The sequence below is a fragment of the Geobacillus sp. YF-1 genome (genome assembly GCF_052692335.1).
Genome location: NZ_CP199850.1, coordinates 2,598,293 through 2,616,577, shown reverse-complemented (window position 1 = coordinate 2,616,577; position 18,285 = coordinate 2,598,293). Strand labels below are relative to the sequence as shown.

The window sequence follows — 18,285 nt, the reverse complement described above, 5'->3', positions numbered from 1 at the left end:
CAAATAGAAATAAGGGGGGATGAGGATGGAAAAACGATGGCTTGCGCATTACCCACCGGAAATTCCGCACACATTGGAATATCCGGCGAAAACGCTTCCGGATTCTTTGCGCGAGACCGCAGAACAGTTTGGTGATGGGGTGGCGATTGATTTTTTAGGAAAGACGATAACGTTCCGCGAATTATGGAAACGCGTTCAAGCGTTTGCCCGTTCGCTGCAGGCGCTCGGAGTGAAAAAAGGAGACCGCGTCGCCATCATGTTACCGAACTGCCCGCAGGCGGTCATCAGCTACTACGGAGCGCTCTTGGCGGGGGGCATCGTCGTGCAGACGAATCCGCTTTACACCGAGCATGAGCTCGAGTACCAGCTGAACGACAGCGGCGCGTCTGTGCTCGTGACGCTCGACTTGCTTTACCCAAAGTCGGAAGCGCTGCGAGGGAAAACGCCGGTGAAACACTGGGTCGTCACGAGAATGCAAGACTATTTGCCGACGGTCAAAAAATGGCTGTATCCGCTCGTGCAACGGAAACAGAAGATGCCGTCCGTTCAGATTGAGGAGAACGATGCGGTTCATTGGTTCCGTTCGCTTGTCGGGCAGAACGAGGGAGCGCCGCTTCCAGTCGCCATCGATCCTCAGGAAGACATCGCTTTGTTGCAATACACCGGGGGAACGACGGGACGCCCGAAAGCGGCGATGCTCACACATCGCAACTTGATTGCCAATACGTTGATGTGCGCCCATTGGGTGTACAAATGTGAAAAAGGAAAAGAGACCGTGCTTGGCGTGTTGCCGTTTTTCCACGTATACGGCATGACGACGATCATGAATTTGTCCGTGATGATGGCAAGCAAAATGGTGCTGCTCCCGCGCTTTGATGTGAAACAAACGCTGAAAACGATCGAGCGTACTCGGCCGACGATGTTTCCAGGTGCGCCGACGATGTATATCGCGCTGCTGAATGATCCGGATTTGCCGAAGTATGACTTGTCTTCCATCAATGTGTGCATCAGCGGCTCGGCCCCATTGCCGGTCGAGGTGCAGGAGCAGTTCGAGCGGGCGACCGGCGGGAAGCTTATTGAAGGATACGGTCTCACGGAAGCCTCGCCTGTCACCCACAGCAACTTCCTTTGGGACGGGGAGCGGGTGAAAGGAAGCATCGGCGTTCCTTGGCCGGATACCGAAGCGAAAATCATTTCCTTGGAAACGGGCGAGGAAGTGCCGCCGGGAGAGATTGGCGAGCTGGTCGTGCGCGGGCCGCAAGTGATGAAAGGCTATTGGAATCAGCCGGAAGAAACCGCGCAAGTGCTGCGCGATGGATGGCTGTATACGGGCGACATCGGCTATATGGATGAGCGCGGCTATTTTTACATCGTCGACCGGAAAAAAGACATCATCATCGCAAGCGGCTACAACATTTACCCGCGCGAAGTCGAAGAGGCGCTGTATCAACATCCGAAAGTGCAGGAAGCGGCGGTGATCGGTGTGCCTGATCCGTACCGGGGCGAGACGGTGAAAGCGTTTGTCGTCTTCAAAGCGGGGGAGACGTGCAGCGAACAAGAACTTGATGCGTTTATGCGCGCGCGGCTCGCCGCTTACAAAGTGCCGCGTTTGTATGAGTTCCGCAGCGAGCTGCCGAAAACAGCGGTCGGGAAAATTTTGCGCCGGGCGCTCGTGGAAGAAGAGAAAAAGAAGCTTGACAAATCGTCAGAACGATCCGTAAAATAAAAACATGAATGATCATTCATTCATTTGATGACTGGCGATCAAGAAAAGGAGAATCTAAGGTTGCGCAGAGAGAAACCAAAATTTAAACAGATCATTGATGCGGCCGTCGTCGTCATCGCCGAGCACGGCTACCATCAGGCGCAAGTGTCGAAAATCGCCAAGCAGGCCGGTGTCGCCGACGGCACGATCTATCTGTATTTTAAAAACAAAGAAGACATCTTAATTTCGCTTTTCCAGGAAAAGATGGGGGCGTTCATCGAGAAAATCGAACAGGAGACAGAAGGAATTTCAAGCCCGTTAGAGAAATTGTATGTATTGGTGAAGACCCACTTTTCCGCTCTTGCCGCCGATCCGCACATGGCGGTCGTGACGCAGCTTGAGCTGCGGCAGTCAAACAAAGAGCTGCGCCATCGCATCAACGAGGTGCTGAAAGGCTATTTGCGGCTCATTGATCGAATCATCGTCGAAGGAATGGAAAAAGGGGAATTTCGCCGCGACTTAGACATTCGTCTCACTCGGCAAATGATTTTCGGCACCCTTGACGAGACGGTGACGACGTGGGTGATGAATGAACAAAAATACGATTTGGCGGCGCTCGCCGACCCGGTATATGAGCTGCTCATCAAAGGGTGCGCTGCCGGGCGCTGACGGAGACGAAGAAAGGGGAGAGGCTTCATGGACTCGTTTCGTTTGACGAAAGAAGGGTTCGTTGCGGTCGTGACGTTTTCGCGTCCGCCGGCGAACGCCCTTTCATCCGCTGTCTTGAAAGAGCTTTCAGCCTTGCTCGATGAACTCGAGACCGATCAAGAGGTCAGGGTCGTCCTGTTGCACGGCGAGGGGCGGTTTTTCTCGGCTGGCGCCGACATTAAAGAGTTTACGGCGATCGCTTCCGCCGAGCAGGCGTCGGCGTTGTCGCGCGACGGCCAGCTGGTGATGGAGCGGATCGAACGTTTCCCGAAACCGGTGATCGCGGCGATTCATGGCGCTGCGTTGGGAGGGGGGCTCGAGCTGGCGATGAGCTGCCATATTCGCCTTGTCGCCGAAAACGCCAAGCTCGGTTTGCCGGAGCTGCAGCTCGGACTCATTCCTGGGTTTGCCGGCACACAGCGGCTCGTGCGCTTCGTTGGGTTCGGCAAGGCGGCGGAAATGATGTGGACGAGCGAGCCGATCACCGGAATCGAAGCGGTTGAATGGGGGCTGGCCAACAAGGCGGTGCCGGAAGAGCGGCTTCTTGACGAGGCAAAAGCGTTGGCGAAAAAGATCGCCGAAAAAAGCCCGATTTCCGTCCGCGCGGTCATTGAATTGCTCAACGCCGCGAAGGAAAAGCCGTTCGCTGAAGCGGTGCGCGACGAGGCGGAATGGTTTGGCCGCGTGTTTGTATCCGAGGATGCGAAAGAAGGCGTGCAGGCGTTTTTGGAAAAACGGCCGCCCGTCTTTCAAGGTAAATAATCGCCGTCGATGTCTGAATGTTGGCAACTGAAACAATGTTGGATCAAACTGAGGAGGGAAAACGACATGAACATTTTTGTCCTCATGAAACGCACCTTTGACACAGAGGAAAAAATCTCGATCGCTAACGGCAAGATCAATGAGGAAGGCGCTGAGTTCATCATCAACCCGTACGATGAGTACGCCATCGAAGAGGCCATTCAAGTGCGCGACCAACACGGCGGAGAAGTAACCGTTGTCACGGTCGGCAATGAAGAGGCGGAAAAAGAGCTGCGCACGGCGCTCGCCATGGGCTGCGATAAAGCGGTGCTCATCAACATTGACGATGATGTGGAGGAACAAGACCAACACACGGTCGCGAAAGTGCTTGCCGAATATTTGAAGGACAAAAACCCCGACCTTATTTTGGCCGGCAACGTCGCCATTGACGGCGGTTCGGGGCAAGTCGGGCCGCGCGTCGCGGAATTGCTCGGCATTCCGTATGTAACGACGATTACAAAGCTGGAGATTGCCGACGGCGGCAAAGTGACTGTTGTGCGTGATGTCGAAGGGGATGAGGAAATCATCGAAACGTCGCTGCCGCTCCTTGTCACGGCGCAACAAGGGCTGAACGAACCGCGCTATCCGTCGCTGCCGGGGATTATGAAGGCAAAGAAAAAGCCGCTTGACGAGCTGGAGCTTGACGATTTGGATCTTGACGAAGACGACGTCGAAGCGAAAACGAAGACGATCGAAGTGTTCTTGCCGCCGAAGCGCGAGGCAGGGAAAATTTTGCAAGGTGAGCTAGCCGACCAAGTAAAAGAGCTTGTCCACTTGCTTCGTTCCGAAGCAAAAGTCGTGTAAGAACGGCCGAATGGTTCCTAGCGGCGAAGCGCGAGGCGAGGGGAAATTTGGCTAGGCGCAATCGCCGATCAAGGGAAGGAACTCATTCAGCTGCTCCGTTCTGAAGCGAAAGCGGTATAAGCGAGAACTGCTGCCGGCGTTTGGCTGAAAAACAACGGGGAATCAAAGAATAGGGGGACTGAAAGAATGGCACGCAAAGTGTTGACATTGGCGGAAGTACGCGACGGATCGCTGCGGAACGTTTCGTTTGAAGCGATCGCAGCAGCCAAAACGATCGCCGAAGGCGGGGAAGTCGTCTCGGTGCTCGTCGGCGATCAAGTCGCAGCGCATGCGAACGAACTCATTTACCGCGGTGCGGATCGCGTCGTTGTCGTTGAGCATCCGAATTTGAAATTTTATACATCCGACGGGTATTCGCAGGCAGTAAAAGCCGTGATTGACAAAGAACAGCCGGAAGGCATCGTCTTCGGCCATACGGCGCTCGGCAAAGACTTATCGCCGAAATTGGCCATCAAGCTCGACGCCGGCCTCGTTTCCGACGTCATTGCGGTCGAAGAAGCGGGCGGCAACATTGTGTTTACGCGCCCGATCTACTCCGGCAAAGCGTTTGAAAAGAAAATCGTCACAAGCGGCATCCTTTTTGCGACGGTGCGCCCGAACAACATCGCGCCGCTCGAGCGCGATGAGTCGCGCACAGGCAGCGTGGAAACGCTCGCCGTTGAGATCAAGGACTTACGCGCGATCGTCAAAGAAGTCGTCCGCAAAACGGCCGAAGGCGTCGACTTGACGGAAGCGAAAGTGATCGTCGCTGGCGGCCGCGGGGTGAAAAGCGCCGAAGGCTTCCAGCCGCTCAAAGAGCTGGCCGAAGTGCTGGGCGGCGCGGTTGGCGCATCGCGCGGGGCGTGCGATGCCGGCTATTGCGACTATTCGCTGCAGATCGGGCAAACGGGGAAAGTCGTCACGCCGGATCTGTACATCGCTTGCGGCATTTCCGGAGCCATCCAACACTTGGCGGGCATGTCGAACTCAAAAGTGATCGTGGCGATTAACAAAGACCCGGAAGCGAACATTTTCAAAGTCGCCGATTACGGCATTGTCGGCGATTTGTTCGAAGTCGTTCCGCTTCTCACGGAAGAATTCAAAAAACTGAAAGTGCATTCGTAATCGCTGAAACGGGCGGCGTGCGCCGCCCGTTTTTCTTGGATAAATTCCGGTGCGGAGCGAATATTAGAAACGAAAGCAAAACATTCGCACCGCTGTCGATTTCCATGGTATACTTTGCTTGCAGCATTTTCGAACAGGGAGGGAAATCCGCATGGCCATTGTCAATGCGACAGATCAAACGTTCGCCGCGGAAACGAAAGACGGCGTCACGCTCGTCGACTTCTGGGCGCCATGGTGCGGTCCGTGCCGCATGATCGCCCCGGTGCTTGAGGAGCTCGACCAAGAAATGGGCGACAAAGTGAAAATCGTCAAAGTGAATGTCGACGAAAATCAAGAAACGGCCGCAAAATTCGGCGTCATGAGCATTCCGACGCTGCTTGTGTTCAAAAACGGCGAGCTCGTCGATAAAGCGATCGGCTATCAACCGAAAGAGGCATTAGCAGAGCTTGTTGGCCAATACGTATCATGACGGAGAAACAGGAAAATCCAGAGGGGAAGAAACCTCTGGATTTTTTCTTTTTTCAGAAAAAAATGATTGACAGACGGAGATGATTTTTTTATAGTAATAACCAATAAATCCTATTGGATATATAGGTTTTTATTGGTATTATCCATAGTTTTCACATCGATTTAGTTTATTTAGGAGGTGAGAATCGTTTACGAAATTACGAAATCTACAAGGTTGGTGAAAAACGCTGATTCCCTTCAGCGATGGAAGAAGGAGTGAAAAATCAGACCGATGCAACAAGGTTTTTCGAATGGAGAAACGACAGGGTAAAGCCGTATCCACGATGAAATCACCATCTCCTAGAGGGCGGTGATTTCGTACAACATCCTGCGATTCCATCTGTTTCTCAGTTAGAGAAGCCTAGGAAAATCATCCTTCTTTTTCGGTGAAATGCCGCTGATTGGCTCGTGGCAGCCGTTTTTCGCCAACCTTCCCGCTGTGATTTTAAGAAGAAACGAGGGGGAACGATGATGAACAAATGGAAAATGGGGAAATGGCTCGTGCTCATGGCGGTTTTGTTAGGGATGGTCTCGGGATGCGGAGGACATAGCGAATCCGCCAATGCCCAGAAAGCATCTCCCACCAAGAAGGAGGAGGGAGAAGTCATCCGCATCGGCTATCAAAAATACGGCACGCTCAATATGTTGAAAGCGCGCGGCGACTTGGAACAACGATTAAAACAGCTCGGTTATACGGTGCAATGGTCATTATTTCCGGGCGGGCCGCAATTGTTGGAGGCGATGAATGCCGGCAGCCTTGATTTCGGCCATACCGGTGAGGCGCCACCCGTGTTCGCCCAAGCGGCTGGGACGCCGTTGCTGTATGTGGCAACGACTCCGCCGAGCCCAAAGGCGGAAGCGATTTTGGTTCGGCGTGATTCCCCGATTCGGACGGTGGCCGATTTGAAAGGGAAAAAAGTGGCGTTAAACAAAGGGTCGAACGTCCATTATCTGCTTGTCCAGGCGCTCAGCAAGGCTGGATTGACGCTTTCTGACATTCGTCCCGTTTATTTGCCGCCCGCCGATGCCCGTGCCGCCTTTGAGCAAGGAAGCGTTGACGCTTGGGTGATTTGGGATCCGTTTTATGCCGCGGCTGAACAAACAGGGAAGGTTCGCGTGCTCGCTGACGGCCAAGGGTTGGTGGCGAACCGTGAGTTTTTCTTCGCTTCGCGTTCGTTTGCGCAAAAGCATGCCGATGTCGTGCATGTCATCTTAGAGGAGCTGAAGAAAGTCGGCCAGTGGGCCAACCGCGATCCGAAAGGAGTGGCAACGTTTTTGGCGCCGGAACTCGGCATTGATGAAGCGGCGCTTGAAGTCGCATCCAAACGCCGCACGTATGGCCTGGAACCAATCACAAACGAGGTCATCGCCCAACAGCAAACGATTGCAGATCAATTTTACCAGCTAGGGTTGTTGCCAAAGAAAATCGACGTAAACGAAGCGGTTTGGCGTGAAGCCAAATGAAGCGGAGACGGAATAGGAAGAGAAAACGGGGGTGATTCGTGACAAAAAAGTCATCGGTCAGCTTCGTTGGCAGCGTCATCCGTCAACAAGAACGCAGGGCGGCAGCTCGGATGAGAAACCACACTAGGAAGTCGGGGGGAACGCGATGAAATCGTCGAGATGGACAGAATGGACTTGGGGGAAGGCGGTGCCGTGGGTGTTGCCCGTTGCTCTGCTTGTGGCATGGCAAACGGCTGTAGAAACCGGTTGGTTGTCTTCGCGGGTGCTGCCGGCGCCGACCGCCGTCATGGCGGCCGCTTGGCACCTCGGGTCGAGCGGGGAGCTATGGCAGCATTTATCCATCAGTTTTGGGCGAGCGGTGGCTGGATTCGCGATCGGCGGGTCTATCGGGTTTCTTCTTGGCCTAGTCAACGGGGTGTTTCGCCCGGCGGAGCGTTTGTTGGACACATCGATCCAAATGATTCGCAATATTCCGCATTTGGCGATGATTCCGCTCGTCATTTTATGGTTTGGCATCGGTGAAGAGGCGAAAGTGTTTCTCGTCGCGCTTGGCGTTCTTTTTCCGATTTATGTCAACACGTGGCATGGCATTCGCAATGTGGATGCGGGCTTGCTGGAAATGGGGCGGGTCTATGGATTGGGGCCGTGGGCGTTGTTTTGGCGCATCTGGCTGCCGGGCGCGTTGCCGGCGATTTTGGTTGGCGTGCGTTATGCGCTCGGCATCATGTGGTTGACCTTAATCGTAGCGGAAACGATCGCTGCCGACCGCGGCATCGGGTATTTGGCCATGAATGCGCGCGAGTTTATGCAAACCGATGTCGTCGTCTTCAGTATTTTGCTTTACGCGCTGTTTGGCAAGCTCGCCGACAGCATCGCCCGTTTTTTGGAAAGCCGTTTGCTTCGCTGGAATGTGAACTATCAACATCGGCCGTAGGGTGCAAGTCTGCGAGGAAAGGGGAAGGCAAAAATGGGGGCAGGGCAAGGAGCAGAACTGGTCTTTGTTCAAGTGGCCAAGCGATTTGGGGCTCAATCGGTGTTAAGCGGCATCGATTTGACGGTGAAACGGGGGGAGTTTATCGCCATCATCGGACGAAGCGGCTGCGGCAAAAGCACGTTATTGCGCTTGGCTGCCGGCTTGGAGGAGCCCACATCGGGAATCATTCAACTCGATGGTGAGCCGCTCCAAGGAATCAATACGAAAGCCCGGGTCATGTTTCAAGATGCTCGTCTGTTGCCATGGCGGCGCGTCATCGACAACGTCGGTCTCGGTTTGAAAGGGAATTGGCGGGAACAGGCGGCCAAGGCGCTTGAACAAGTCGGGTTAGCAGAGCGCGCCAACGAGTGGCCGTCGGTGCTGTCCGGCGGCCAACGGCAACGGGTGGCGCTCGCCCGTGCACTGATCAGTCAGCCGCAAGTATTGTTGCTCGATGAACCGCTTGGTGCGCTCGACGCCTTGACGAGAATTGACATGCAACGGCTGATCGAGCGGCTATGGCAGGAACAACATTTCACCGCTTTGTTGGTCACGCACGATGTCGATGAAGCAGTGATGTTGGCGGACCGCGTGGTGCTGATTGAAAACGGAACGTGCGCGTTTGATTGGCCGGTGCGCCTGCCGCGGCCGCGGCAGCGCGGCGATGCGGCGTTTGCGGATTTGGTGGAGGCGATTTTGCGCCGCATTTTGGGTCCTGAATCCGAACGGGGCGCGATCGCTGCCAGTTCGTTCGGTGAAAAAAGGAGGGCGTTATAGATGAAAAAAAGGTTCAGTTGGCTGCTTGGGTTCAGCGCATTCGTGTGCCTACTGCTAGCGGCGTGCGGCCAAGAACGAAGCACCTCTTCCTCCGCGTCCAAGGGAGCGGCATCCGTCGATTCATGGCCGGAAGAATTGCATATCGGCTATCAAAAATCATCGTTTTCGCTCTTTTTAAAAGAGAAAGGGTATTTGGAAAAACAATTGCAAAAGCACGGTGTGCAAGTAAAATGGTTTGAATTTCAATCAGGTCCGCCCTTGCTTGAGGCGTTAAATAGTGGACAAATCGATATTGGATATGTGGGAGGTGCGCCGGCCATACTGGCGCAAGCGAATCCGCATTCGCAATTGGCTTATATTGCATATGAACCGGAAGTGGCGCGGGCGATCATTGTGCCGAAAACATCATCGATCCATACGGTAGCGGACTTAAAAGGAAAAAAAGTAGCTTTTGGGAAGGGGTCAAGCGCTCACTATACACTGTTGACCGCTTTGGAAACGGCCGGACTGACATTGAACGATATTACCCCGGTGTATTTGCAACCAGCTGAGGCGCGCACTGCATTTGAGCGCGGCGATGTGGACGCTTGGGTGATTTGGGATCCCTTTTTGGCTGATGCAGAGGTGAATGGGGGAGCACGTATATTGATCGATGCGAACCGATTGCCGAAACAATATGGATTTATTGTGGCACGAAACCAATATGTGAAACAGTATACCAATGTAGCGAAAACAGTGATTGATCAACTGAACCGCGTCCATCAAGAAATCCATTCTTCACCAGACGAAGCTGCGAAATTATTGGCCAAAGAAACGAAAATTGATGCAGCCGTTTGGAAACGGACGTTGAGTCGAAGGGGATATGGCGTGTTCCCGCTGACCAAGGAGGTGATCGCGGCGCAACAACGCATTGCCGATCAATTTTATAAAGCCGGATTGGTTTCGAAACGAGTCAATGTAAACGAGGCGGTTGTGGTTGTCAAGGAAGAGCAAAAGACAAAATGACGCATGCATTCATCGATCCAAGCCGTTTCATGGACCAAAGTTGGGGGCTTGAACGATGAGCGGGAAACGTCCTGCTCAGACAATGAGGAAAAAGAATGGGGGAAGGCCAATGACAACGGTGACCATCCTTTCGGGAAGCCCATCACGTGTTTCCAAAACGAATCGTGTAGCGGAATGGGTGAAAGAGCAGCTGCAACGGCTTGGTCACACCGTGCATCTCGTTCGTTTGCGCGATCTGCCTGCTGAAGATTTGCTGTATGCGAACGACTCAAGTGAGCCGATCGCCCAAACCCATGAGTGGATCCGGCAGTCGAAAGCGATCATTGTGTTAAGCCCTGTGTATAAAGGGAGTTATACTGGCATTTTAAAAGCATATTTGGATTTGCTGCCGGAAAAAGCGTTGAAAGAAAAACTCGTCGTGCCGATTGTCACCGGAGGAACCATTGCTCATTTGTTGGCGCTCGAATATGCGCTTAAACCGATTTTCTCCATTTTGGGAGCGCGAACCATTTTGCATGGCGTCTTTATTTTAGATTGGACGTTGGGTCATGATGATGAAGGTCGGATCGTGCTTTCCGATGACTTGCTATCGCGCATGCAGGAAGTGATTCAGGCGGTTTCTCAATTGAACGAAGATCGAGCCGTTTCATAAAGGAGGCGATTTACGATGGAATTGCTTTGGTTTATTCCTTCTCACGGGGATGGGCGGTATTTAGGGACGACAAAAGGGGGCCGTTCTCCGGAATACAGCTACTTTAAACAAGTGGCTCAAGCGGCTGACCGCTTAGGATATACGGGGGTGCTCATTCCGACCGGCAAATCGTGCGAAGATCCGTGGCTGCTTGCTTCGGCATTGGCGGCCGAAACGGAACGATTGCGCTTTCTTGTCGCTGTTCGTCCCGGACTGATGACGCCGACGTTGGCGGCCCGCATGACGTCGACGTTGGATCGCCTTTCGAACGGGCGGCTCCTCGTCAACGTGGTCGCCGGGGGCGATCCGGTTGAACTGGCGGGCGATGGCTTGTTTTTATCCCATGATGAACGCTACGAGGCAACAGATGAGTTTTTGACTGTTTGGCGTCGATTGCTCGCGGGAGAGGAAGTGACGTTGACGGGAAAGCATGTGTCGGTCCAAGGAGCGAAGCTGTTGTTTCCAGCGGTGCAAAAACCGTATCCGCGCGTCTTTTTTGGCGGATCGTCACAGGCGGGGCAACGGGTGGCGGCCCGCCATGCGGATGTATATTTGACTTGGGGAGAGCCGCCGGAACAAGTGAAAGAGAAAATCGAACAAGTCAAAGCACTTGCCCGCCAAGCGGGAAGAGACATCGAATTTGGCATTCGCCTTCATGTAATCGTGCGCGAAACGGAAACGGAAGCATGGGAAGCGGCGGAGCGATTGATTCGCTACGTGGATGAGCGGACGATTGAAGAAGCGCAGCAGGTCTTTGCCCGCTACGATTCGGTCGGGCAGCAACGGATGCGGCAACTGCACAGCGGCAGAAAAGAAGCGTTGGAGATCAGTCCGAATCTTTGGGCGGGTATTGGACTTGTGCGCGGCGGAGCCGGCACCGCTCTTGTCGGCGATCCGGAAACCGTGGCCGCGCGCCTTCGCGAGTATGAGCAGCTGGGCATCCGCTACTTCATTTTATCCGGCTACCCGCATCTGGAAGAGGCGTATCGGGTGGCGGAGCTGTTATTCCCATTGTTGCCTGTGAATATTCCGTCTTCATCAATTCGCGGTGAGGTCGTGGGCAATGAATTTTTCCCTCATGTGATTAAAGTGTGACCGATCGAGAAAGAGAGGACCTGGGAAGAAGGGGGTCCTCTCTTTTTCAATTTATATTGACATTGAAATTCACTTTCTCTTATAATTTTACTGCATTGATATTGATTATCATTTTTATAAACGAACGGGGGGATACATCATGACATTGAAGGGGAAATGGATGGCCGTATTCGCCGTAGCGGTGTTGGCGCTCGGAGCATGCGGCCAAAGTGAACAGACGGCGGGGACAGAAAAAGAAAACAAAACGGCCGCCGAGAAACAAGAAAAGTCGAACACGGAGACGAAAGCAGAGGAGGAAAACGAACAGGCGGAAGTGGATTACGCCGGTGCGTTCAGCGCAGCGTTGGCCGAGCTTGAGAAAGCGAAGCAAGGCGGGGCGGCTGACTTCAGCAAGGTGGAGAGCATCTACAAAGAAACGCTGCAGCCGCTTGTGCAAAAACGCGACGCCGAATTTGAGGATGCGGTTGACGAACATATTACCACCGCCCTGGCCGCCGGCAAGGACGGGTCGCTTGAGCCGTTGGTCGTCAAGCAAATTTTTGACAAGTTGATGCAAAAAGCGTTTTACACGACGATCAAACACGAGTTTACCGAGGCAGAGGAGCATTGGGCTGACAAAGAAGAAGTGAAAGAAGAGATCGAGGAAGCAAAAGCGTTTTATGCGATTTTGCAGCCGACCGTGGAAAAACGCGATGCGGCGTATGGAACGAAGCTCGCTGACGCCATCAACGGCGCGTTTGCGCAAATGGAGCAAGCCGTCCAAAACGATGATGCGCTCTCATTTGCCCTCGGCAAGCAAGTGGTGGACAAAACGTTGATGAAAACATTCTACTTAGCGAGCGGAGCGCTCCCGGACGGCTATGCGGCGAAGGCGGCGGCTGCGGCCAAGGAAAACGCCGAGGAAGCCAAAGTGAAGCAGGCGGAAGGCTGGGCGTTTTACCAGTCCGTCTACCCGTACATGAAACGGCATGCGGCCGAGGAAGCCGATTTTATTTTGAAACAGTTCGATTTGCAGACGGACGTCAAAACGCTCGACCCGAAAGCGGTAAACCACGCGTTCGTGCGCGGCTGGGCGAAAGTGGCGCTTCACGAATATGAAGAAAGCAAAGAAAATTGGGGGCAGGACAAATCGGTGATTACCGCTTTGGAAGGCGCGCTCTTTATTCACATGATCGAGCAGGATATCAAAACGCTGCTCGGCGACAAAGCGTACGCTGATTTGAACGATCAAGCGACACGCTACTTAGAAGCGGCGAAGGCGAAAAACAAAGCGGAGGCCGACAAATGGCTGCCTCCAATCGAGGCTGCGCTTCAGCAAGTGATCCAGAAAGCGAACTAAACGATCAGCAAGCTTCGGTTTTCTCCTGTTTCCCAAACGGGAACAAACTGATCGGCAAGGGTGTCCGGCGCGGCGCCCTTTTTTTGCAGGCGTCCATCCCGGGCGAAGGCCGCGCTGGCTAAACTGCTGCTTCACCGCGCCAAAGGCGGAATGGTTTTGAGGATGGTGTCATGGCGAATGGGGAAACGCTCAAGCCAAGGTAGGAAACGGAAACATTTGGTTTTTGTCGGTTCGCCACGACGTTCCCCGGCGGTTTATGGTAAGATGCTAATGGACAATGGAAAAGGATGAGGTGAAGGTAATGAAAGTGGTGGTGACCGGGGGTGCGGGGTTTATTGGCAGCCATTTGGCCGCTCGTCTGCATGAGCAAGGTTATGAAGTGGCGGCGATCGATTGTTTTCATCCGTATTATCCTGCCGAACGGAAGGAGCGGCAGTTTCACGCGCTCACCGGCGGCCGGGTGCCGCTGGCTCGCTTCGACTTGCTTGATGGGGAAGCGACGAAGCGCTGGTTCAGCCAGTTTCGTCCCGATGTCGTCTTTCATTTGGCGGCGCTGCCGGGCGTGCCGTATTCGTTGGCGCATCCGCTCGCTTACATCGATTATGACATTAAGGCGACGGTGAACGTTTTGACGGCGGCGGGAGAGGCGGGGGCGGGCCATGTGTTGTTCGCCTCGTCGTCATCGGTGTACGGCGACCGCGGCAATGTCCCGCTCAAGGAAGAAATGGCGGACGGCCGTGTCGTCTCGCCGTATGCAGCCGCGAAATACGGGGCGGAGTCGTTTTGTCACGCGTACGCGCATTTGTACGGATACCGAATGACGATGTTCCGCTATTTTACGGTGTATGGCCCGTGGGGGCGGCCCGATATGGCGATCGGCACGTTTTTGCGCCGGTTGTTGGCAGGCGAGGAGATTGTCGTATATGGCCAAGGGACGGCGCGCGATTATACGTACATCGATGATATCGTCGCCGGCATGATCGCGGCGCTTCAGCGCGGCGGCGGACAAAGCGAAGTGTTCAACTTGGGGGCGGGGGCGCCCGTTACGATGGAGCAGCTGCTCGCTGAGCTGCGGAAGCACTTTCCCGATCTGAAAATCGTGCAGGCGCCGGAGCGGAAAGGGGATGTGAAAGCGACGTGGGCCGACATTACGAAGGCGAAGCAGGCGTTTGGCTATGAGCCCAACGTGCCGTTTGCCGAAGGGTTGGCGCGGACGGTGGCGTGGGCGCGCGAACATGAACGGTAAGCGGGCGGCCCGTTTGGTGCGCGCCATGGTTGGCGCGGCGCTCATCGCGCTGTTTGCCTGGCTGACGCATCGTTATTTTGATGGGCGCCTCTTGCTTGCCCTTCTCGCTGAACTGGCTCGCCAGCCCGTTCGCTTCGCCGCTGTGCTGCTTGTGTATGGCGCTTCGTTTTGGCTGCGGGCGTGGGCGTGGAAGCAATATGTCGGGAAGCCGCTCGCGCTGTCGGTCTATGGGCGCGCCGTGCTCCTCAGTTTGTTTGTCAATCATGTCGCCCCGGTGAAAATCGGCGATGCCGCCCGTGTCGCCGTGCTCGCCCGCCAGCCCGGCGTTTCGCTCGGCGAGGCGGTGGAATCGGTGGCGGTGATGCGGTTCCTTGATATGGCGATGCTGGGCGGATGGACGGTCATTGGGACGTATGCGTATCGCCATCACATTCCCCGGGTTCCGCTCTTGGCCGCGGCCGTTGCCGCCGCGTTCGCGCTGACCGTGGTCGTGCTTCGCCGCCCGCTCCGCCTCGAGCGGTTATGGCGGCGCTGGCGGACGGTGTTTCAGGGCCGTCGCGGAGCGGGGATCGTCGCGGCGGTGGCAGCGAGCTGGCTGTGCGAGGCGGCGGTCATTGGCGCGGTCGCTGAGACCGTGGGCCTTTCGCTTTCCTTTTGGCAGGCGGTATGGGTCAACAGCGCGACCGTTTCCGGCCAAATCGTCCAAGTGGCTCCCGGCGGGCTCGGAACGTATGAGGCGGTAATGGCGTTTGCGCTGACGACGTTGGGGGCCTCAGGAGAACGCGCCTATGCGGCGGCCGTCGTCACCCATGCCGTGAAATTTCTATTTTCCTACGCGGCTGGGGCCGTTGTGCTCGCGTTTTGGCGGTCCGACTGGCAGGTGGTGCAGGGCGTGTGGAAAAAGGGAAGGGAGAAGCGATGAAAGAAGCATCACGATTCGAAAAAATTGCGGCGCGCTGCTGGAATTTGTTGAATGAAGGCAAGCCGTTCACGCCGATTTTCGCTGTCGGGGTGATGGTCATCAGTCATGCCGCCGACCTGATTCATGGCCATGCCTCGGCTTGGCTGCTCGGCCTGGCGGCGGCGCTGCCGCTGTTTGTTGTCTACTACGTTTACGATTATCCGCTGTTTTTGCGCAATTATTTATGGATTCCGTATATCGTCTTTCTCATCATGTGGTCGTTTGCCGATGTGGCCTTATTGCTGCTTTCGGCCGCGCTCTATTTTTTCTTTACCGTCTTTTTTTGGGGGACGCTGTATTACCATTTGCGCATCGGCACGTCATGGTGGAATTTCACCCGCTTTTGGAAACTGGTGTTAAAAAACAGCGATTCGACGAGCGGCAACGCCCAAGAGCAGCTGCCGAAATTGTTCCTTTTGCTGTCGGTGTGGGAATATGCGGCGTCTTTGGCGGAGCGCGGTGCCGATTGGTTGTCGCTGTGCGGGCCGTTTTGGCTGTTTGCCGCTGCGGTGTGGCTGTTTTCATCGATTTTGCACCGTCATTTGTTTGACTGGCAGCCGGAGATCATTCCGACTTACACGAGCAACGTGCCGAGTCCCACCGCGCCGGTCAGTGACAAAGTGTACGTCATCGTGATTGACGGGATGCGCAAAGACCGGTTTGAAGCGGCGAACGCCCCGTTTTTGAAACGGCTGCGCGCGCAAGGAACGGAATTTGCGCAAATGGAAACCGTCTATCCGGCGCGCACCGTCGTCTGCTTCACCTCGATGCTGACGGGGACGTATCCGTTTGAGCACGGCATCCGGTCCAATATGGTATGGAAGCTTGGGGCGAAAGTGGAGACGATTTTCGATTCGCTTCGGAAAATCGGAAAAACCGGCCGCTTGCTCGGCATCGCCCATTTGGTCGATTCGTTCGGCGACGATGTCGAAACGGTGACGGCCGTCATGCCGAACGACCTGGCCGATCGTTATATTATCGAGCGGGCGAAGCGCATCGTTGAGGAACAAAACCCGGACTTGCTCGTCGTGCAATTGATTGCCACCGATCAGACCGGCCATAGCCGCGGAGTCTTGTATGATGAGTATATCGAAAAAATTGAAGAAGCGGACGCCTTGATCGCTGAGTTTGTCAGCTGGCTTGCGGAACGGGGCGAGCTCGAGCGCGCGACATTGATCGTCTGCGCCGACCATGGCCAAGCGGATGGCATCGGCGGCCACGGCCACCTCGATGAAGGGGAGCGGTATGTGCCGTTTTTTCTATACGGTCCGGCGATTGAGCGAGGAAAACGAATCGATGAGAAAAGAAGCCTCGTTTCGCTGGCGCCGACGATCGCTTATTTGCTTGGAGCGCCGTATCCGAGCCATAGCCGCGGCCCGGTGTTAATTGAGGCGATCCGAAAGGAGGAGCGCGATGAAGAAGCAGCGCGTCATCGTCTTTTTGCCGGCGCACAATGAAGAAGAAGCGATTGGCGACGTCATCCGCCGCATTCCGCGTCATTTTCACCCCGATATAGAGGTCATCGTCTTGGTCATTGATGATGGATCGACGGACCGAACGGTCGAAGTGGCGAAAGAAGCCGGGGCCGATATCATTTGCCGCCTGCCGGAAAACCGCGGCCTCGGTGCGGCGGTGCGGCGGGGGCTTGAAGAGTGTGTCCGCCTCGGTGCCGATATCGGCGTGATGATCGACGCGGACAACGAATATCCGCCGGAACAAATCCCCGACCTGTTGGCGCCGATTGTTGCCGGCGAGGCCGATTATACGATCGGCTCGCGCTTCCTTGGCACGATTCGCGGCATGAAATGGCATCGCCGCCTCGGGAATTATTTGTTCACTTGGCTGCAGTCGCTGCTTCTCGGACAGCGTCTCTATGACGGACAGTCGGGGATGCGCGCCTTTTCGCGCCAAGCGATGGAGGAGGCGGAAATCATCCACGATTACAACTACGCCCAAGTGCTGACGCTCAACTTGGTGCGCAAAGGATTTCGCTTGCAAGAAGTGCCGATCCGCTATCAAGTGCGGACGACCGGCCGCTCGTTCATTAAGTTCACCGCCTATATGACCGCGGTTATCCCGGCCATATGGAAGGAAATGCGCCGCCCGGTCGCCAAAGTCGCCGGCGACCGCGAGGCGCACGATCGCTCCTCGGAGCGGGCCCGGCATTGTTCGTGAGGCCGCCGTCTCCGGCGGTCGCATTTTTGATGTCCCTGTATTGACAGAAAGGATGATAATGATTATCATTAGTCTTGATGGGAGGAACGAAAAAATGAAAAGGCCGCGTTTCTTTTTTTACATAGCAATGATAGTTGTTTTCAATCTCATCCCGCTCAACGTGTTCGCTTATTCATACGGGGATCCGAACAAAGAGGCGGTCGCTGAAGCTTACAAGCAGATGAAGGAAAAGCTGAATGAGGAGCCGCCGAATTTTGCCGCGGCTAAAGAAATTTTTGAAACGGTAAAAGAAGAGATCGACATGCATATGGGGCCGGAGCCGGCCCAAGCGGTGCTTAAAGCCCTCGAAGCCAAAGACCGCCAAGCGGTGACTGAAAATATGGAAAAAATTTTAGTGCTCAATATCGCCCGCCGCTTAGACAATATTGAGAAAAACTTTGACCAGTATGATACGAGCAAGCGGCTGTTGGCGAAGGCGTTTGCCACGTATGAGGCGCTGTCGCCGATCATTCAAGGAAAAGACGCGGCGCTTGACAAACAGCTGCGCACCGAGTTTGACAACGCATTGCAGTCGCTTGGCAACCCGGGGCTGTTCGGCGTCGGCGAGAAAAAATCGGATATCAACGCGTTTAAGAAAAGCAAAGAGACGATTTTAACAACGCTGCAAAAGCAATTCGGTTTGAAAAGCTTAGAAGTTGGCCATTTTTCGGAAAGCGCCACCGAAAAACCGGATGAAGTGAAAAAAAAGGAATGGACCGATTTGTCAAACTCGAAAAACTGGGTCCCTCTCATCGTTATCGTTGCCATTATCATTGGCGCTGGTTGGATTTACGTACGACGGCGGAAACGGATTTAGTCTACATGTGAAGG

General features: G+C 54.7%; 18 protein-coding genes. All 18 read left to right on the top strand.

Going from position 1 to position 18,285, the window contains the following annotated elements:
* Positions 1–25 precede the first annotated feature (25 nt).
* Entirely contained in the window at positions 26–1,726 is a 1,701-nt protein-coding gene (locus ACTVIM_RS13020; protein WP_445612831.1) for a long-chain-fatty-acid--CoA ligase, read from the top strand.
* A gap of 60 nt (positions 1,727–1,786) precedes the next feature.
* Complete coding sequence (locus tag ACTVIM_RS13015; protein ID WP_445612830.1) at positions 1,787–2,374, top strand: TetR/AcrR family transcriptional regulator; 588 nt, start codon at positions 1,787–1,789, stop codon at positions 2,372–2,374.
* A 27-nt stretch (positions 2,375–2,401) separates the two neighbouring features.
* Complete coding sequence (locus tag ACTVIM_RS13010) at positions 2,402–3,175, top strand: enoyl-CoA hydratase (RefSeq protein WP_445612829.1); 774 nt, start codon at positions 2,402–2,404, stop codon at positions 3,173–3,175.
* Positions 3,176–3,241: 66 nt separating this feature from the next.
* A complete protein-coding gene (locus ACTVIM_RS13005) occupies positions 3,242–4,018 on the top strand; it encodes an electron transfer flavoprotein subunit beta/FixA family protein (protein WP_033020346.1) in 777 nt (258 codons plus the stop codon).
* 186 nt (positions 4,019–4,204) lie between these two features.
* Positions 4,205–5,182, top strand: coding sequence for an electron transfer flavoprotein subunit alpha/FixB family protein (locus ACTVIM_RS13000; RefSeq protein WP_445612828.1), 978 nt, complete (start codon positions 4,205–4,207; stop codon positions 5,180–5,182).
* A 151-nt stretch (positions 5,183–5,333) separates the two neighbouring features.
* The gene (gene trxA, locus ACTVIM_RS12995; protein ID WP_445612827.1) at positions 5,334–5,651 is read left to right on the top strand and encodes a thioredoxin; all 318 of its coding nucleotides are present in this window, start codon (positions 5,334–5,336) and stop codon (positions 5,649–5,651) included.
* 506 nt (positions 5,652–6,157) lie between these two features.
* A complete protein-coding gene (locus tag ACTVIM_RS12990; RefSeq protein WP_445612826.1) occupies positions 6,158–7,153 on the top strand; it encodes a sulfonate ABC transporter substrate-binding protein in 996 nt (331 codons plus the stop codon).
* A gap of 145 nt (positions 7,154–7,298) precedes the next feature.
* Positions 7,299–8,087 (top strand): aliphatic sulfonate ABC transporter permease SsuC, encoded by a 789-nt coding sequence (gene ssuC, locus ACTVIM_RS12985; protein WP_033020341.1) that lies wholly within the window; start codon positions 7,299–7,301, stop codon positions 8,085–8,087.
* Between the two features lie 33 nt (positions 8,088–8,120).
* Positions 8,121–8,903: an ATP-binding cassette domain-containing protein gene (locus tag ACTVIM_RS12980; protein WP_033020340.1), complete on the top strand. Its 783-nt coding sequence runs from the start codon at positions 8,121–8,123 to the stop codon at positions 8,901–8,903.
* The gene (locus tag ACTVIM_RS12975; protein ID WP_445612825.1) at positions 8,904–9,908 is read left to right on the top strand and encodes an aliphatic sulfonate ABC transporter substrate-binding protein; all 1,005 of its coding nucleotides are present in this window, start codon (positions 8,904–8,906) and stop codon (positions 9,906–9,908) included.
* Positions 9,909–10,017: 109 nt separating this feature from the next.
* Positions 10,018–10,560, top strand: coding sequence for an NADPH-dependent FMN reductase (ssuE, locus tag ACTVIM_RS12970; RefSeq protein ID WP_445612824.1), 543 nt, complete (start codon positions 10,018–10,020; stop codon positions 10,558–10,560).
* A 15-nt stretch (positions 10,561–10,575) separates the two neighbouring features.
* Positions 10,576–11,694, top strand: coding sequence for an FMNH2-dependent alkanesulfonate monooxygenase (gene ssuD, locus ACTVIM_RS12965; protein WP_033020336.1), 1,119 nt, complete (start codon positions 10,576–10,578; stop codon positions 11,692–11,694).
* 139 nt (positions 11,695–11,833) lie between these two features.
* On the top strand, positions 11,834–13,033 hold the full coding sequence (locus tag ACTVIM_RS12960) for a hypothetical protein (protein WP_445612823.1): 1,200 nt from the start codon (positions 11,834–11,836) through the stop codon (positions 13,031–13,033).
* 301 nt (positions 13,034–13,334) lie between these two features.
* Positions 13,335–14,279 (top strand): NAD-dependent epimerase/dehydratase family protein, encoded by a 945-nt coding sequence (locus ACTVIM_RS12955; RefSeq protein WP_445614365.1) that lies wholly within the window; start codon positions 13,335–13,337, stop codon positions 14,277–14,279.
* The gene (locus tag ACTVIM_RS12950; RefSeq protein ID WP_445612822.1) at positions 14,269–15,201 is read left to right on the top strand and encodes a lysylphosphatidylglycerol synthase transmembrane domain-containing protein; all 933 of its coding nucleotides are present in this window, start codon (positions 14,269–14,271) and stop codon (positions 15,199–15,201) included. The genes ACTVIM_RS12955 and ACTVIM_RS12950 overlap by 11 nt, the downstream gene beginning before the upstream one ends.
* On the top strand, positions 15,198–16,697 hold the full coding sequence (locus ACTVIM_RS12945) for an alkaline phosphatase family protein (protein WP_445614364.1): 1,500 nt from the start codon (positions 15,198–15,200) through the stop codon (positions 16,695–16,697). Before ACTVIM_RS12950 ends, ACTVIM_RS12945 begins: the two co-directional genes overlap by 4 nt.
* The gene (locus ACTVIM_RS12940; protein ID WP_445612821.1) at positions 16,654–17,415 is read left to right on the top strand and encodes a glycosyltransferase family 2 protein; all 762 of its coding nucleotides are present in this window, start codon (positions 16,654–16,656) and stop codon (positions 17,413–17,415) included. The genes ACTVIM_RS12945 and ACTVIM_RS12940 overlap by 44 nt, the downstream gene beginning before the upstream one ends.
* Before the next feature lie 94 nt (positions 17,416–17,509).
* Positions 17,510–18,271, top strand: a complete 762-nt coding sequence (locus tag ACTVIM_RS12935) for a hypothetical protein (RefSeq protein ID WP_445612820.1) — start codon at positions 17,510–17,512, stop codon at positions 18,269–18,271.
* The last annotated feature ends 14 nt before the right edge of the window (positions 18,272–18,285 follow it).

Coding starts and splice junctions, on each gene's coding strand:
- ACTVIM_RS13020 (WP_445612831.1), top strand. CDS start 26: ATGGAAAAACGATGGCTTGCGCATTACCCACCGGAAATTCCGCACACA.
- ACTVIM_RS13010 (WP_445612829.1), top strand. CDS start 2,402: ATGGACTCGTTTCGTTTGACGAAAGAAGGGTTCGTTGCGGTCGTGACG.
- ACTVIM_RS13005 (WP_033020346.1), top strand. CDS start 3,242: ATGAACATTTTTGTCCTCATGAAACGCACCTTTGACACAGAGGAAAAA.
- ACTVIM_RS13000 (WP_445612828.1), top strand. CDS start 4,205: ATGGCACGCAAAGTGTTGACATTGGCGGAAGTACGCGACGGATCGCTG.
- trxA (WP_445612827.1), top strand. CDS start 5,334: ATGGCCATTGTCAATGCGACAGATCAAACGTTCGCCGCGGAAACGAAA.
- ACTVIM_RS12990 (WP_445612826.1), top strand. CDS start 6,158: ATGATGAACAAATGGAAAATGGGGAAATGGCTCGTGCTCATGGCGGTT.
- ssuC (WP_033020341.1), top strand. CDS start 7,299: ATGAAATCGTCGAGATGGACAGAATGGACTTGGGGGAAGGCGGTGCCG.
- ACTVIM_RS12980 (WP_033020340.1), top strand. CDS start 8,121: ATGGGGGCAGGGCAAGGAGCAGAACTGGTCTTTGTTCAAGTGGCCAAG.
- ACTVIM_RS12975 (WP_445612825.1), top strand. CDS start 8,904: ATGAAAAAAAGGTTCAGTTGGCTGCTTGGGTTCAGCGCATTCGTGTGC.
- ssuE (WP_445612824.1), top strand. CDS start 10,018: ATGACAACGGTGACCATCCTTTCGGGAAGCCCATCACGTGTTTCCAAA.
- ssuD (WP_033020336.1), top strand. CDS start 10,576: ATGGAATTGCTTTGGTTTATTCCTTCTCACGGGGATGGGCGGTATTTA.
- ACTVIM_RS12960 (WP_445612823.1), top strand. CDS start 11,834: ATGACATTGAAGGGGAAATGGATGGCCGTATTCGCCGTAGCGGTGTTG.
- ACTVIM_RS12955 (WP_445614365.1), top strand. CDS start 13,335: ATGAAAGTGGTGGTGACCGGGGGTGCGGGGTTTATTGGCAGCCATTTG.
- ACTVIM_RS12950 (WP_445612822.1), top strand. CDS start 14,269: ATGAACGGTAAGCGGGCGGCCCGTTTGGTGCGCGCCATGGTTGGCGCG.
- ACTVIM_RS12945 (WP_445614364.1), top strand. CDS start 15,198: ATGAAAGAAGCATCACGATTCGAAAAAATTGCGGCGCGCTGCTGGAAT.
- ACTVIM_RS12940 (WP_445612821.1), top strand. CDS start 16,654: ATGAAGAAGCAGCGCGTCATCGTCTTTTTGCCGGCGCACAATGAAGAA.
- ACTVIM_RS12935 (WP_445612820.1), top strand. CDS start 17,510: ATGAAAAGGCCGCGTTTCTTTTTTTACATAGCAATGATAGTTGTTTTC.